The sequence below is a fragment of the Sulfitobacter sp. SBS6 genome, from assembly GCF_048285585.1.
Lineage (GTDB): Bacteria > Pseudomonadota > Alphaproteobacteria > Rhodobacterales > Rhodobacteraceae > Sulfitobacter > Sulfitobacter pontiacus.
Map to the genome: position 1 here is coordinate 99,464 of NZ_JBLWBA010000006.1, position 13,379 is coordinate 112,842.

Here is a 13,379-nt window from a genome sequence, read left to right on the forward strand (position 1 = left end):
TGAAGAGGACCCGGCTCAACGGTCGACCTCTCCGAAAACGATGTCCATGGTGCCGATGATCGCCGCGACATCCGCCAGCTGATGCCCCTTGGCGACATAGTCCATCGCTTGCAGGTGCAGGTAGCCGGGCGCGCGCAGTTTGGCACGGTAGGGTTTGTTCGATCCATCCGCCACAAGGTAGACGCCGAATTCGCCCTTTGGGGCCTCGACCGCGCAATAGACTTCGCCGGCGGGGACGTGGAACCCTTCGGTGTAGAGCTTGAAGTGGTGGATCAGGCTTTCCATGTCGGTTTTCATCGCGGTCCGGCTGGGGGGCGTGATCTTGCCCCGCGCCAATACATCGCCCTGCCCTTCGGGCGCGCGCAGCTTTTCGATGGCTTGCTGGATGATGTAGGTGGACTGGCGCATTTCTTCCATCCGGACGAGGTAGCGGTCATAGCAATCGCCGTTTACACCGGTCGGAATCTGGAAGTCGAATTCATCGTAGCATTCATAGGGCTGCGCACGGCGCAAATCCCATGCCAGACCAGAGCCGCGGACCATCACGCCCGAGAAGCCCCAATCCTGAATGTCCTGTTCAGACACGATGCCGATGTCAGCGTTACGCTGTTTGAAAATCCGGTTTTCTGTCAGCAGCTGATCCACATCGACCATGAAGCCCGACAGGAACTTGTGGGTCCATGCCTCGATATCATCAAGCAGCGCGGGCGGCAGATCCTGGTGGACCCCGCCGGGGCGGAAATAGGCCGCGTGCAGACGGGCACCGCAGGCGCGTTCGTAGAAGATCATCAGATCTTCGCGTTCTTCAAAGCCCCAGAGCGGCGGTGTCAGCGCGCCCACGTCCATCGCCTGTGTGGTGACGTTCAGCAGGTGTGACAGGATGCGGCCAATTTCGGAATAGAGCACGCGGATCAGCGAGGCGCGACGGGGCACTTCGACACCGGTCAGCTTTTCGATGGCCAGACACCAGGCGTGTTCCTGGTTCATCGGGGCCACGTAATCCAGCCGGTCGAAATACGGCAGGTTCTGCAGGTAGGTGCGGCTTTCCATCAGCTTTTCGGTGCCACGGTGCAGCAGGCCGATATGCGGATCGCAGCGTTCGACAATCTCGCCGTCGAGTTCGAGAACCAGACGCAGAACCCCGTGCGCCGCAGGGTGTTGCGGGCCGAAGTTGATGTTGAAGTTGCGGATCTTCTGCTCGCCGGTCAGGGCGTCTTCGAAACCTTTGGTGCCGTCCATCATTTACGCTCCAGCTCGGTCAGTTTGACGCCCATCCACCACAGAAGGGCGACGGTGCCCAAAGGCACGATACAGGCAACAGACCAGTATTTATTGATCCCGAAAAACGGCAACAGCTTGACCATCGGGATGATTGTGAGGGCAGACAGTATGAACCACCACATGCCCCCCATTATTTTGCCTCCGGCTTTTCATCGCCCGGCAGAATATATTCAGCCCCTTCCCAAGGCGACATAAAGTCGAACTGGCGATATTCCTGAACGAGGCTCACGGGTTCATAGACCACGCGCTTTTCCGTCTCGTCATAGCGGACTTCGGTATAGCCGGTAGTCGGGAAATCCTTGCGCAGCGGGTAGCCGCGGAACCCGTAGTCGGTCAGCAGGCGACGCAGGTCGGGGTGGCCGGCAAAGATGATGCCGAACATGTCAAAGACCTCGCGTTCGAACCAGTTGGCCGACGGGTGGATATCGACGATCGAGGGGACCATATCCTCTTCGCGCGCGGCGACGCGCAAGCGGATGCGCTGATTCTGGTACATCGACAGAAAATGATAGACGACATCAAAGCGTTTGGCGCGGCCCGGGTAATCCACCGCGGTGATATCCACCAGCGAGGAGAAACGGCAGGTCGCGTCGCTTTTGATAAATTCTACCAGACCGGGCAGATTGGCCTGGGTGACATCCATGTTCAGCTCGTCAAAGGCGATGTCCCAGCCGAGGATACAGTCGGGGCGTTTCGCTTCGATATACGCGCCAAGTTCGTTCAGTTGTTCTGACATATCAGCCCCTTAGCGAACAATTGTGCCGGTGCGGCGGATTTTGCGCTGCAGCTGCATGATACCATACAGCAACGCCTCTGCCGTGGGCGGGCAGCCGGGCACATAGACATCGACAGGCACGACACGGTCACAGCCGCGCACCACGGAATAGCTGTAGTGGTAATAGCCGCCGCCATTGGCGCAAGACCCCATAGAGATCACATAGCGCGGTTCCGGCATCTGGTCATAGACCTTGCGCAGGGCCGGTGCCATCTTGTTGGTCAGCGTGCCCGCAACAATCATAAGGTCGGACTGACGCGGAGACGCGCGTGGCGCGGTGCCGAAACGTTCCAGATCGTAGCGCGGCATCGAGGTGTGCATCATCTCGACGGCGCAGCAGGCCAGACCAAAAGTCATCCAGTGCAGCGAGCCGGTACGCGCCCAGTTGATGATGTCTTCGGTCGAGGTCAGCAGGAAGCCCTTGTCCTGCAGTTCCTTGTTCAGGTTCTGGGTGGCCACATCGCGGTCCATCCCGGCCACATTGGCCCCGGCGGCTGCTACTGCCATTCCAGCGCTCCCTTTTTCCACTCATATGCAAAGCCGGCGGTCAGCACGGCAAGAAAGACCATCATCGACCAGAAACCGGCCATGCTCACGTCCTGAAAGGCCACGGCCCAGGGGAAGAGGAAAGCGATTTCGAGGTCAAAGATGATGAACAGGATCGACACGAGGTAGAACCGCACGTCAAATTTCATCCGGGCGTCGTCAAAGGCGTTGAACCCGCATTCATAGGCCGACACTTTTTCAGGGTCCGGGTTGCGCACGGCCAGCACGACGGCGGCCAGGATCAAAACAATGCCAAGGACAATCGCCACGGCTAGAAAAAGTAGGATCGGCAGGTATTCCCGCATCATGTCGTCCAAGGGGAAGCTCCTTTTGCGTATGCGACGCGCCACGCGCCCTGTCAGCCAAACGGCACTATTGGCTTTGGTCGGTTTACTCCGCTGTCCGGTCAGGGTCAACCGAGCCCGCCATATTTGCGTCATCCTGTCGAAGGGCGCGGCCCGCCCTGCCTGCGCCCGCGTGATTGGCGCTATTTTTCCAGCAGATCGCGGCTCTCGCGCCAGCTGTGCTGCGGCGCGAACCCCAACAGGTCACGCGCCTTTTCGATGCTGTAGAATGTCTCGAACTGGCCCATATCGCGGGTCTGGCGCACGTCTTTATAGTAGCGATCAATCAAGTCAGACGTTTGTGCGGCGACAGAGGTGTCGGCGTTGGCCACATTGAACACCTCGTACCCCAAGCCGTCCACATCAAGACAGCGCTGCACCATCTGCCCCAGATCGCGGGCATCGATATAGGCGAAGATATTGCGCCGCCGTTGATCGGGGTCGTGAATGAAGCCGGGGAAAAGGCTGGCGTATTCATGCGGTTCGATCACGTTGTTGATTCTCAACCCGTAGATATCCGCCCCCGTGCGCGCCTGAAAGCTGCGCGCCGTCGCCTCGTTACAGACCTTGGACATGGCATAGCTGTCTTCGGGCACGGTCGGGTGATCTTCATCGACGGGGATATAGTCGGGCTTACGCTCCCCCTGGGCAAAGCAGACGCCATAGGTCGTCTCGGATGAGGCAAAGATGATCTTGGGCACCCCCGCCTTCACGGCAGCATCGATGACATGATAGGTGCCAAGCGTATTGACCCGAAACACCTCTGTATCCGACGTGATCAGGATGCGCGGCACGGCGGCGAAATGCACAACGGCGTCAAACCCCTGCACGCCGGTGCCCTCATCCAGTTCGCCCAGATTCATCAGACTATGCATCACATCATGCATCTGGCCGGCATCGGTGATATCGGCAATGCGGTTGTCAACGCCGGGGAGATCCAGCGGCTGCTGGTCCACATTCAACACCTGATGCCCCTGATCCATCAGATAGGGGATCACATGCCGCCCCGCTTTGCCGCTGCCGCCGGTGAATAGAATACGCATGGGGGACCCTCTCGCCGTTGATGTCGTGGCAAAGCCTAGAGCGTTGCTGCCCCGCTTCAACCCGTAACCCAAGCCGCCTTGCGCTTGTCGAAGAAGGCACCGATTCCCTCGGCCGCCTCTTCGGTTTCCCAGCGGTCGGCCAATGCGGCGATGGTATGGTCCACGACCTGCGCGTCGATCCGCGGCCCCAAATCCCGCGCGAGCTGTTTCGCCGCAGCCACGGCCCCCGGCGCACAGGACAGATAGGGCACGACCTCGGCCTCGATCGCAGCGTCCAGCGCATCCGCCGGCACGGCACGGGCCAGCAACCCCAGATCGACCGCCTCCGCCGCGTCAAACAGACGGGCCGACATGAACACCCGCCGCGCGCGCCCCTCGCCCATGCGGGCCAGCACATAGGGGCCGATGGTGGCCGGAATGATCCCCAGCCGCGTCTCGGTGAACCCCATCTTCAACGTATCAACCCCGATCGCCACGTCACAGACCGAGGCCATGCCGACACCGCCACCAAAGGCATTCCCCTGCACCCGCCCGATCAAGGGCTTGGGCAGCGTGTTCAGCGCGCCCAGCATCGTGGCCAGCTTGCCTGCCTCGGCCGAGCGTGTCGGCCCATCCATATCGCGCTGCGCCTGCATCCAGCCCAGATCACCGCCCGCGCAAAAGCTTTTGCCCGCGCCGGTCAGCACCACGACCCGCACAGCATCATCAGCGGCCAAGGCGGCGGCGGCCTGTGTCAACTCGGCTATCATCTGCGCGGACATGGCGTTGTGCTTTTCCTCGCGCGCCAACGTCAAGGTCGCGACCCCGCGCGCGTCGGTCTCTAGCTTCAGTGTCTCGTACATCATCCTGCCCTCATCCGCCACGCCATCTCGGCGGCTTCCTCGATCACCGCCTGATCCAACCCGGTGTCATAGCCAAGCGCCATCAGATGCGCGTTCACCTTTTCCGTAGCAACATTGCCCGCAGCCCCCGGCGCATAGGGGCACCCCCCCAAACCGCCTACGGCGGCATCGAACACCCGCAGACCCATGGACAGGGATGCATCGATGTTGTCCATCGCCCGCCCGTTGGTGTCATGATAGTGCCCGGCCAAACGCCCCACGGGCACCACATCGCGTACCGCCAGCAACATGCGCGCAATCGTATCCGGCGTGCCCGCCCCGATGGTGTCGCCAAGCGAAACCTCATAGCAGCCCATAGAGAAAAGACGATCCGCCACTTCCGCCACCTTGGATGGCGCGACCGCCCCGTCATAGGGGCATTCCACCACACATGAGACATAGCCCCGCACCGGCATATCCACATGGCGTGCCTGCTCTAGGATCGGCGCGAAACGCTCGAACGCCTCCTCGATGCTGGCGTTGATATTCTTCTGGCTGAACCCCTCGCTGGCCGAGGCGAACACCGCGATCTCTCCCGCTTTGGCCGCGACCGCATCCTCGTAGCCCCGCATATTCGGCGTCAACGCGGCATAACGCACCCCCTCGACCCGAGCAATCCCGCCCAGAACCTCACCCGATCCGGCCATCTGCGGCACCCATTTGGGGCTGACAAAGCTCGCCACCTCGATCCGGGAAAACCCCGCACGGCTCAGCAGGTCAACCAGCGCGATCTTCTCCGACACCGGAATTTCGCGCGCCTCGTTTTGCAGCCCGTCCCGTGGACCGACCTCGAATATCTCGCAGACCCCTTTATCCATAACGCCCCCTCCCCTTCATTTTGCCAAATAAACTCACCTGCGCGACGGTAGCATCACTCGACCGGCCACGGGTCATAAAACGTCCGGTCAAACAACGGCACGTCTTTGGGCAGCGACAGCTGGAACGCCTCGCGGTCGGTGATGCGCGCATACCAGGCCGCCACATTGGGGTGATTGCCGAGCTTGGCGAAATGCTGCGCCATATAGACCGCCTGCCCCACGTTCACATCCGCCGCCGTGAAACCGCTCATCAACAGATAATCCTGTGACAGTATCCCGCCGCCCAATCGCGCCTCGATCGCGTCGTAACACTTCATCAAACGCGCGGCTTCCAGCTTCATCACGATGGGGCTGCGCATGGAATCATCGCGAAGCGCCACATGCTGCTGGGTCAGCGCGGCACAATGCTGCGATACCGTCTCGGCAAAGTGGATCCAGACCAACCACGCCATGCGATCCGGTGCCCCCGGCATCCGCCCCAAACGGTCGGGGCTGAACCGTTCGCAAAGATATTCCGCGATGGCACCCGTCTCGAACATGCGCTCCCCGTCGATCTCGAGCGAGGGCACGCGCCCCGCCGGCGAAATGGCGAGATAGCCCGGATCACGCAAGGATTTGTCGAAGGCGTGGATCGACACCTCGAAGGGCACCTCCAGCTCGTGCAGCAACCAAAGGGTGCGCATGGAACGGGTCTGTTCGACGTGGTGCAGGGTAATCATGGTGCGGTCTCCTATGCCTCGGGCTCTAGCCGCACCAGTGCTACACCCGCCTCGACCTGATCACCAGCCTGCGCCAGAACCTCGGCGACAACGCCATCGCGCGCGGCAAGCAGGCTGTGCTCCATCTTCATGGCTTCCAGCACCGCAAGGCGGTCGCCCTTGGTCACCGTCTGGCCGACCTTGGCATCCACGACACGCACCAATCCGGGCATCGGGGCCTCGATCAGGTTGCCGTCGCCGTGACCACCCGCGGCACGGGCCAGCGGGTCGATAACGTCAAACACCAGCCCATAACCGTCAAATACCGTCACGCGCCCCTCGGCGACGGATACTGCCGCCGCCTGTTGCCCGCCCACGGACCAACGCCCGCCGATGCGCTGTGCCACCACCTCTGTCCCGTCCACGGTCCAGATCTGGTGATCCGCCGAGACGACCTGCACCTGCAGCAGATGATCCTCTCCGCCCCAAGTCAATCCGACCGCGCGGCGCAGCGGCTGCCACAGCGTAAATCCCGCGCCCTCGGCCGGATCCAGCAACGACAGTGCCGCCATCCCGGCAAGCGCCGCATGGCGCGGCTCCACCTCGGGCGCTTGTGTCAAAGCATCAATGTCACGGGCGATCAGCCCGGTATCCACATCCCCCGCCGCAAACCCTTCATGCGCCGCCAAAGCGCCCAGAAACGCAAGGTTTGTGACCGTCCCCGCCACCTCGCAGCCGGTCAGCGCGGCGCGCAGGCGCGACAGGGCGATCTGGCGCGTGTCGCCATGCACGATCACCTTGGCAATCATCGGATCATAGAAAGGGCTGATCGTATCGCCGGCGCGCACACCGCTATCGGCACGACAATCCGGAGTGAACTGCAAATGCGTCAAGGTGCCGGTGGCGGGCAGGAAGCCCTTTGGCACATCCTCCGCATAAAGCCGCGCCTCAAACGCATGTCCGTGGATCGACAATTCGTCCTGGCGCAGGGGCAGCCCCTCGCCAGCCGCCACGCGCAACTGCCAGGCCACCAGATCAACGCCGGTAATCGCCTCGGTCACGGGATGTTCCACCTGCAAACGGGTGTTCATCTCCATGAAAAAGAAGCCGTCCGTCTGCAACCCGCCAGAGCCGTCGACGATGAATTCAATCGTGCCCGCCCCGGCATAGCCGATCGCCTCGGCTGCTGTGACCGCCGCCTGCCCCATCGCTTCGCGCATTTCGGGCGTCATGCCGGGGGCCGGAGCCTCCTCGATCACCTTCTGGTGGCGCCGCTGAAGCGAGCAATCGCGTTCAAACAGGTGCACGGCCTTTTTGCCGTCGCCAAAGACCTGCACTTCGATATGGCGCGGTTTGGTGACGAATTTCTCGACCAGCACATCGGCGTTGCCAAAGGCTGTCTTGGCCTCTGAGCGCGCACTCTCCAGCGCGGCCTGAAAACCGTCCGCCGCCTCTACCAGCCGCATGCCCTTGCCACCCCCACCGGCGACGGCCTTGATCAGCACCGGATAGCCGATCTTATCCGCCTCTGCCGCCAGCAGCGCGTCATCCTGATCGGCCCCGTGATACCCCGGCACAACAGGCACGCCCGCCTCGACCATCAATGCCTTGGCGGCGTCTTTAAGCCCCATCGCGCGAATGGCCTTGGCCGACGGGCCGATAAAGACCAGCCCCGCCGCTTCTACCGCATCCACGAAATCGGGGTTCTCGGACAAAAAGCCATAGCCCGGATGGATCGCCTGCGCGCCCGTATCCAGTGCCGCCTGAATGATCACCTCGCCGCGCAGATAGCTATCCGCAGGGGCCGACCCGCCGATATGCACCGCGGTATCCGCCATCGCCACATGTTTTGCCGTGCGGTCCGCGTCGGAATAGACCGCCACGCAGCGCACCCCCATGGCCTGCGCTGTCTCCATCACGCGGCAAGCAATCTCGCCCCGGTTCGCAATCAGGATCGTATCAAACATCACGCAGTTCCCTCACATCCATCTTATCTTCATTTTGCCCCTTAAACTCCGGGGGTCCCGGGGGCTGGCCCCCGGCTTTATTAAAAACTTGGGCTGGCCCCCGGCCGCATAAAGGCCCACCGCAGCCTACATCCGGAACACACCAAACGTTGTATCCTCGATCGGTGCGTTCAAACTGGCGCGTAGCGACAGCGACAGCACCTCGCGGCTGTGGCGCGGGTCGATCACGCCGTCATCCCAAAGCCGCGCGGTCGCATAAAGCGGATGTGACTGTTCCTCGAACATATCAATTGTGGGCTGCTTGAAGGCGGTCTCTTCTTCCTCGGTCCAGCTGTCGCCCGCGCGTTCGATCGCATCGCGTTTTACCGTTGCCAGAACGCCCGCCGCCTGCGCACCGCCCATGACCGAAATGCGCGAGTTCGGCCATGTCCACATGAAGCGCGGGGAATAGGCACGGCCCGCCATACCATAGTTACCGGCCCCGAACGACCCGCCCACCAGCATGGTGATCTTGGGCACATTGGTCGAGGCGACAGCCGTCACCATCTTGGCCCCGTGCCGCGCGATGCCTTCGTTCTCGTATTTGCGGCCGACCATGAAACCGGTGATGTTTTGCAAGAAGACCAGCGGGATCTTGCGCTGCGAACACAGTTCGACGAAATGCGCGCCTTTCTGGGCGGATTCCGAGAACAATACGCCATTGTTGGCGATGATACCGACGGGGCAGCCTTTGACATGGGCGAAACCGCAGACCAGCGTCTCGCCAAAGCGCGCCTTGAATTCGTCGAAGCGGCTGCCATCGACCAGCCGCATGATGACTTCGCGAATGTCATAGGGCGTGCGCAAATCGGCGGGAACAACGCCCAGCATCTCGGCCGGATCATAGGCAGGGTCTTCGGCGGGTTGCCATTGCACATTCATCGGGGCCGCGCGGTTCAGCCCGGCCACGGCACGCCGGGCGAGCGCCAGCGCGTGGGCGTCATCCTCGGCCAGATAGTCTGCCACACCTGACAGACGGGTATGCACGTCGCCGCCGCCCAGATCCTCGGCGCTGACCACCTCGCCCGTCGCGGCCTTGACCAGCGGCGGACCGGCCAAAAAGATTGTGCCCTGCTCTTTCACGATGATCGACACATCCGACATCGCGGGCACATAGGCCCCGCCCGCGGTGCACGATCCCATGACCACCGCGATCTGGGGGATGCCCTTGCCGCTCATCCGCGCCTGATTATAGAAAATCCGGCCAAAGTGGTCACGGTCGGGAAAGACCTCGTCCTGATTGGGCAGGTTCGCGCCGCCGCTATCGACCAGATAGATGCAGGGCAGATGGTTTTCCTCGGCGATTTCCTGGGCCCGCAAGTGTTTCTTGACGCTCATCGGGAAATAGGTGCCGCCCTTCACCGTGGCGTCGTTGCACACGATCATGCAGTCGATGCCCTGCACCTTGCCGACCCCCGCGATCACACCCGCCGCGGGGGCCGCCCCGCCATAAAGCCCATGCGCCGCCAGCGCACCAACCTCAAGGAACGGCGATCCGGGGTCGAGCAGATTGGCCACCCGTTCGCGGGGCAGCATCTTGCCGCGGCTCACGTGACGGGCGCGAGATTTCTCGCCGCCGCCCAGTTCCGCCGCATCCGCCGCTTCGCGGATGGTTTGCAGGGCAGCCAGATGGGCCGCCTCGTTCGCCTTGAAGCTTTCGGACGAGGGCAAGGCTTGCGAAATCAGCTTCATGTCGGTCTCCTTGATCGGATGGAATGGGGGGACGTCACAGTCGGGTATTGCATTACGCAGCCCCTTCGGCAGCCGCGCGGGCTTTCAGCGCGCGGCGGATCACCTTGCCTGTGACGGTCATCGGCAAGGCATCCAGAAAGGCCACCTCGCGCGGGTAAGAATAGCTGGCAAGGCGGGTTTTCACCCAGTCTTGCAGGGTCTGTTCATCGACAGTCGCACCGGATTTGCGCACGACATAGGCTTTGACGATCTCTGTCCGCAGCGGGTCGGGCTTGCCCACCACACCGCAGGTTGCCACATCGGGATGGGTCAGCAGACAATCCTCGATCTCTGCCGGACCGATGCGATAGCCGCTTGAGGTGATCACATCATCCTCGCGCCCGATAAAGCGCAGGTATTCACTGTCGAACACGCCGCGATCACCGGTCAGCATCCAGTCTCCCCGGAATTTTTGTGCGGTCTCGTCGGGGCGCTGCCAATAGCCCAGCATCATCGCGGCTGATCCCTTGCGGATGGCGACATCGCCTTCGTCTGCCGTCGGCGCACCGTCATCATCCAGCACCGCGACGTCATGACCCGGCACAGGTTTACCGATGCAACCGGGGCGCGGCGGGAACTGGCTGCCCGCGCTGGTGGCGACCATATTACATTCGGTCTGCCCGTAAAATTCGTTGATACTCAGGCCAAAGGCTTGTTGCCCCCATGCCAGCATCTCGGCCCCCAAAGGCTCCCCCCCCGATGCGACAGAGCGTAGCCCCGCGATCGTAGCGCCCTCGGCCTTGAGCATCCGCAGCGCGGTCGGCGGGAAGAACACGTTGCGCACATCGCCCTCGCGGATGATGCGCGCACAGGCGTCTGGAGAGAATTTGGCCAAGCGTGCCGCGACAACAGGCACACCAAGCGCCAGCCCGGGCATTGCCACATCGAACAGCCCGCCGATCCACGCCCAATCCGCAGGCGTCCAGAGGCAATCGCCGTCCTGCCCCAGCACATCATGGCTGAGCGAGACGCCGGGCAGATGGCCCGTCAGCACCCGATGGCCATGCAGCGCACCCTTGGGCGACCCCGTCGTGCCCGAGGTATAGATCAGCACCGCCGGATCGTCAGGGCCGGTGTCGGCAAAGGCGACAGGATCCCCCGCCACGCCGACGCTATCTGCCATCAAGGGCGTCGCCAGCCCCCCCAGCAGATCGCGCCCTTCGGGATCGGTCAGCACCAGCGTCACGCCTGCATCACGCACCCGCGACGCGAGGGCATCATACTTGAAGAGTTTGAACAAAGGCACTGAAATCGCGCCGATTTTCCAGATCGCCAGATGGGCCGCAGCACACCACGGGCTTTGCCCCAGCAGCACGCCCACACGGTCACCTGCCTGCACCCGCTGCGCCAAGGCGCGTGCCAATCCGTCGACCATATCGGACAGGGTGCCTAAGCTGACATCGCGTCGCGCTTCACCTGTCAGATCAATGATCGCGCGCCGCGCGGGGTCATGGGACAGACATTGCGCCGCCATGTTCAGCCGCGCCGGAATCTCCCACGCGCCCGTCCCGTCCAGACCTGGCAGGACGTCAGCCATCAGCCTTCCCACACGTCCAGCGACAAAGCCTGCCGCGCGGTCTGTTGCATCAGACAGTTAATCGCCGCAGGTCCGCGCCCCGTGCCCCCCGGCCAAAGCGAGGCTTCATAGGTGCACGCCTTGTCGCGGAACACGATCCACGCCCGCTGCATCTCGCGCAGGGCATCCGCCACGCCGGGGCTTCCCTCGGGCCCCGGGCTCGCATCGGCATCCATCCGTTTGGCCTGCACCATCACCGCGGCGTACTTATCGTTCAACCGCTGGTCCCAAAATTGCAGCTCACGGTCCAGACACCCGCCCATACCATAGGTGCTGCTCCCGCCCGGAGAATCCTCCATGCACTGGTTCGCAGAGACACCGACGCAGGCCATCTCGGCGGCAAAACCATCGGCGTCGGCGAGGCAAATCTCTGTGCCGCGATCGGTATATTGCAGATCCTGCGCGGCAAGCGGTGAGGCGCAGAGCATCAAGGCAAGGGCCAGAGGTTTCACGCCATCGCTCCCATCATCTCGCGGCCCACCAGCATCCGGCGAATTTCAGAAGTGCCTGCCCCGATCTCCATCAGCTTGGCATCGCGGAAGATGCGGCCCACGGGGTTGTCAGACAGGTAGCCCGCCCCGCCCATGGCCTGCACCGCCTGATGCGCCTGTTTCATCGCTTCTTCGCTGGCATAGAGACAGCAGGCGGCGGCATCCGCACGGGTGACATCACCGCGATCACAGGCCTTGGCGACCTCGTAAACATAGGCGCGGGCCGAATTCATCGCGGTGTACATATCCGCCATCTTGCCCTGCATCAGCTGGAAGTTCCCGATGGGCTGCCCGAATTGCTTACGCTCGACCATATAGGGCATGATCTCGTCCAGACAGGCGGCCATGATTCCCAGACCAATCCCCGCCAGCACCACGCGTTCGTAATCAAGCCCCGACATCAGCACCGCCACGCCGCGCCCCTCTTCCCCCAGAACGTTTTCAAACGGGACTTCGACATCGTCAAAGATCAGCTCTGCCGTGTTGGACCCGCGCATGCCAAGCTTGTCGAAATGCGGGCTGGTGGTGAAGCCTTTCATGGATTTCTCGATCAGGAAGGCGGTGATGCCTTTCGATCCGGCATCGGGGTCGGTCTTGGCATAGACCACCAGCGTGTCGGCGTCAGGGCCGTTGGTGATCCAGTATTTGTTGCCCGACAGGCGGTAGTGATCGTTGCGCTTTTCGGCGCGCAGTTTCATCGACACCACGTCGCTGCCCGCAGAGGGTTCGGACATCGCCAGCGCGCCCACATGTTGACCCGAGCACAGGCCCGGCAGGAATTTCGCCTTCTGCTCGGGGCTGCCGTTGAGACGGATCTGGTTGACGCAGAGGTTCGAATGCGCCCCGTAGGACAGCGAGACCGAGGCGGAAGCGCGCGCGATTTCTTCAACCGCGACGGTGTGTGCGACATAGCCCATGCCCGAGCCGCCGAATTCTTCCTCGACCGTCATGCCCAGCAGACCAAGGCTGCCCATCTCTTCCCAGAGCGCGGGCGGAAATTCGTTCTTGGTGTCGATCTCGGCGGCCATCGGTTTGACCCGTTCCTGCGCCCAACGGTGCACCATATCGCGCATCTCGTTCACGTCATCGCCCAGATCGAATTTCATGGTGGTGTTGAACATAGACCCCTCCCCCGAGTTTATTGAACAGTTGTTCATTACACTACACTTCTCGCGGATTCGGTCAAGCA

The 13,379-nt window shown here is 62.3% G+C and carries 14 protein-coding genes; all 14 read right to left on the reverse strand.

All coding sequences use genetic code 11. The annotated features are described in order from the left end of the window. Positions 1 to 15: 15 nt before the first annotated feature. Positions 16 to 1,239, reverse strand: coding sequence for an NADH-quinone oxidoreductase subunit D (locus tag ACNQ62_RS09400; protein ID WP_005853993.1), 1,224 nt, complete (start codon positions 1,237 to 1,239; stop codon positions 16 to 18). After that, positions 1,239 to 1,403, reverse strand: a complete 165-nt coding sequence (locus tag ACNQ62_RS09405; protein WP_005853995.1) for a hypothetical protein — start codon at positions 1,401 to 1,403, stop codon at positions 1,239 to 1,241. Before ACNQ62_RS09405 ends, ACNQ62_RS09400 begins: the two co-directional genes overlap by 1 nt. Before the next feature lie 8 nt (positions 1,404 to 1,411). Then, positions 1,412 to 2,017, reverse strand: a complete 606-nt coding sequence (locus tag ACNQ62_RS09410) for an NADH-quinone oxidoreductase subunit C (protein WP_037944466.1) — start codon at positions 2,015 to 2,017, stop codon at positions 1,412 to 1,414. Positions 2,018 to 2,026: 9 nt separating this feature from the next. Further along, positions 2,027 to 2,563, reverse strand: a complete 537-nt coding sequence (locus ACNQ62_RS09415) for a NuoB/complex I 20 kDa subunit family protein (RefSeq protein ID WP_005853998.1) — start codon at positions 2,561 to 2,563, stop codon at positions 2,027 to 2,029. Beyond that, positions 2,554 to 2,919, reverse strand: a complete 366-nt coding sequence (locus ACNQ62_RS09420; protein WP_005854000.1) for an NADH-quinone oxidoreductase subunit A — start codon at positions 2,917 to 2,919, stop codon at positions 2,554 to 2,556. The genes ACNQ62_RS09415 and ACNQ62_RS09420 overlap by 10 nt, the downstream gene beginning before the upstream one ends. 170 nt (positions 2,920 to 3,089) lie before the next feature. Then, positions 3,090 to 3,989 carry an NAD-dependent epimerase/dehydratase family protein gene (locus tag ACNQ62_RS09425; RefSeq protein ID WP_418094756.1) on the reverse strand — a complete coding sequence of 300 codons (900 nt, stop codon included), beginning with the start codon at positions 3,987 to 3,989 and terminating at the stop codon, positions 3,090 to 3,092. Positions 3,990 to 4,045: 56 nt separating this feature from the next. Beyond that, complete coding sequence (locus ACNQ62_RS09430) at positions 4,046 to 4,831, reverse strand: crotonase/enoyl-CoA hydratase family protein (protein WP_243250382.1); 786 nt, start codon at positions 4,829 to 4,831, stop codon at positions 4,046 to 4,048. After that, positions 4,831 to 5,688: a hydroxymethylglutaryl-CoA lyase gene (locus tag ACNQ62_RS09435; protein WP_418094757.1), complete on the reverse strand. Its 858-nt coding sequence runs from the start codon at positions 5,686 to 5,688 to the stop codon at positions 4,831 to 4,833. The genes ACNQ62_RS09430 and ACNQ62_RS09435 overlap by 1 nt, the downstream gene beginning before the upstream one ends. A gap of 53 nt (positions 5,689 to 5,741) precedes the next feature. Continuing rightward, positions 5,742 to 6,407, reverse strand: coding sequence for a glutathione S-transferase family protein (locus ACNQ62_RS09440; protein ID WP_418094758.1), 666 nt, complete (start codon positions 6,405 to 6,407; stop codon positions 5,742 to 5,744). Between the two features lie 11 nt (positions 6,408 to 6,418). Next, positions 6,419 to 8,353, reverse strand: a complete 1,935-nt coding sequence (locus tag ACNQ62_RS09445; RefSeq protein ID WP_418094759.1) for an acetyl/propionyl/methylcrotonyl-CoA carboxylase subunit alpha — start codon at positions 8,351 to 8,353, stop codon at positions 6,419 to 6,421. 126 nt (positions 8,354 to 8,479) lie between these two features. Continuing rightward, complete coding sequence (locus ACNQ62_RS09450) at positions 8,480 to 10,084, reverse strand: carboxyl transferase domain-containing protein (protein ID WP_184581845.1); 1,605 nt, start codon at positions 10,082 to 10,084, stop codon at positions 8,480 to 8,482. Between the two features lie 52 nt (positions 10,085 to 10,136). Beyond that, entirely contained in the window at positions 10,137 to 11,660 is a 1,524-nt protein-coding gene (locus ACNQ62_RS09455) for an AMP-binding protein (RefSeq protein WP_418094760.1), read from the reverse strand. Beyond that, positions 11,660 to 12,151, reverse strand: a complete 492-nt coding sequence (locus ACNQ62_RS09460) for a lysozyme inhibitor LprI family protein (RefSeq protein WP_418094761.1) — start codon at positions 12,149 to 12,151, stop codon at positions 11,660 to 11,662. The genes ACNQ62_RS09455 and ACNQ62_RS09460 overlap by 1 nt, the downstream gene beginning before the upstream one ends. Then, positions 12,148 to 13,311, reverse strand: coding sequence for an isovaleryl-CoA dehydrogenase (locus ACNQ62_RS09465; protein WP_005854015.1), 1,164 nt, complete (start codon positions 13,309 to 13,311; stop codon positions 12,148 to 12,150). Before ACNQ62_RS09465 ends, ACNQ62_RS09460 begins: the two co-directional genes overlap by 4 nt. Positions 13,312 to 13,379 lie beyond the last annotated feature (68 nt).

Excerpts from the sequence above, each read along its gene's own strand:
- ACNQ62_RS09400 (WP_005853993.1), bottom strand. The coding sequence starts at position 1,239 with ATGGACGGCACCAAAGGTTTCGAAGACGCCCTGACCGGCGAGCAGAAG.
- ACNQ62_RS09405 (WP_005853995.1), bottom strand. The coding sequence starts at position 1,403 with ATGTGGTGGTTCATACTGTCTGCCCTCACAATCATCCCGATGGTCAAG.
- ACNQ62_RS09410 (WP_037944466.1), bottom strand. The coding sequence starts at position 2,017 with ATGTCAGAACAACTGAACGAACTTGGCGCGTATATCGAAGCGAAACGC.
- ACNQ62_RS09415 (WP_005853998.1), bottom strand. The coding sequence starts at position 2,563 with ATGGCAGTAGCAGCCGCCGGGGCCAATGTGGCCGGGATGGACCGCGAT.
- ACNQ62_RS09425 (WP_418094756.1), bottom strand. The coding sequence starts at position 3,989 with ATGCGTATTCTATTCACCGGCGGCAGCGGCAAAGCGGGGCGGCATGTG.
- ACNQ62_RS09430 (WP_243250382.1), bottom strand. The coding sequence starts at position 4,831 with ATGTACGAGACACTGAAGCTAGAGACCGACGCGCGCGGGGTCGCGACC.
- ACNQ62_RS09435 (WP_418094757.1), bottom strand. The coding sequence starts at position 5,688 with ATGGATAAAGGGGTCTGCGAGATATTCGAGGTCGGTCCACGGGACGGG.
- ACNQ62_RS09440 (WP_418094758.1), bottom strand. The coding sequence starts at position 6,407 with ATGATTACCCTGCACCACGTCGAACAGACCCGTTCCATGCGCACCCTT.
- ACNQ62_RS09445 (WP_418094759.1), bottom strand. The coding sequence starts at position 8,353 with ATGTTTGATACGATCCTGATTGCGAACCGGGGCGAGATTGCTTGCCGC.
- ACNQ62_RS09450 (WP_184581845.1), bottom strand. The coding sequence starts at position 10,084 with ATGAAGCTGATTTCGCAAGCCTTGCCCTCGTCCGAAAGCTTCAAGGCG.
- ACNQ62_RS09455 (WP_418094760.1), bottom strand. The coding sequence starts at position 11,660 with ATGGCTGACGTCCTGCCAGGTCTGGACGGGACGGGCGCGTGGGAGATT.
- ACNQ62_RS09465 (WP_005854015.1), bottom strand. The coding sequence starts at position 13,311 with ATGTTCAACACCACCATGAAATTCGATCTGGGCGATGACGTGAACGAG.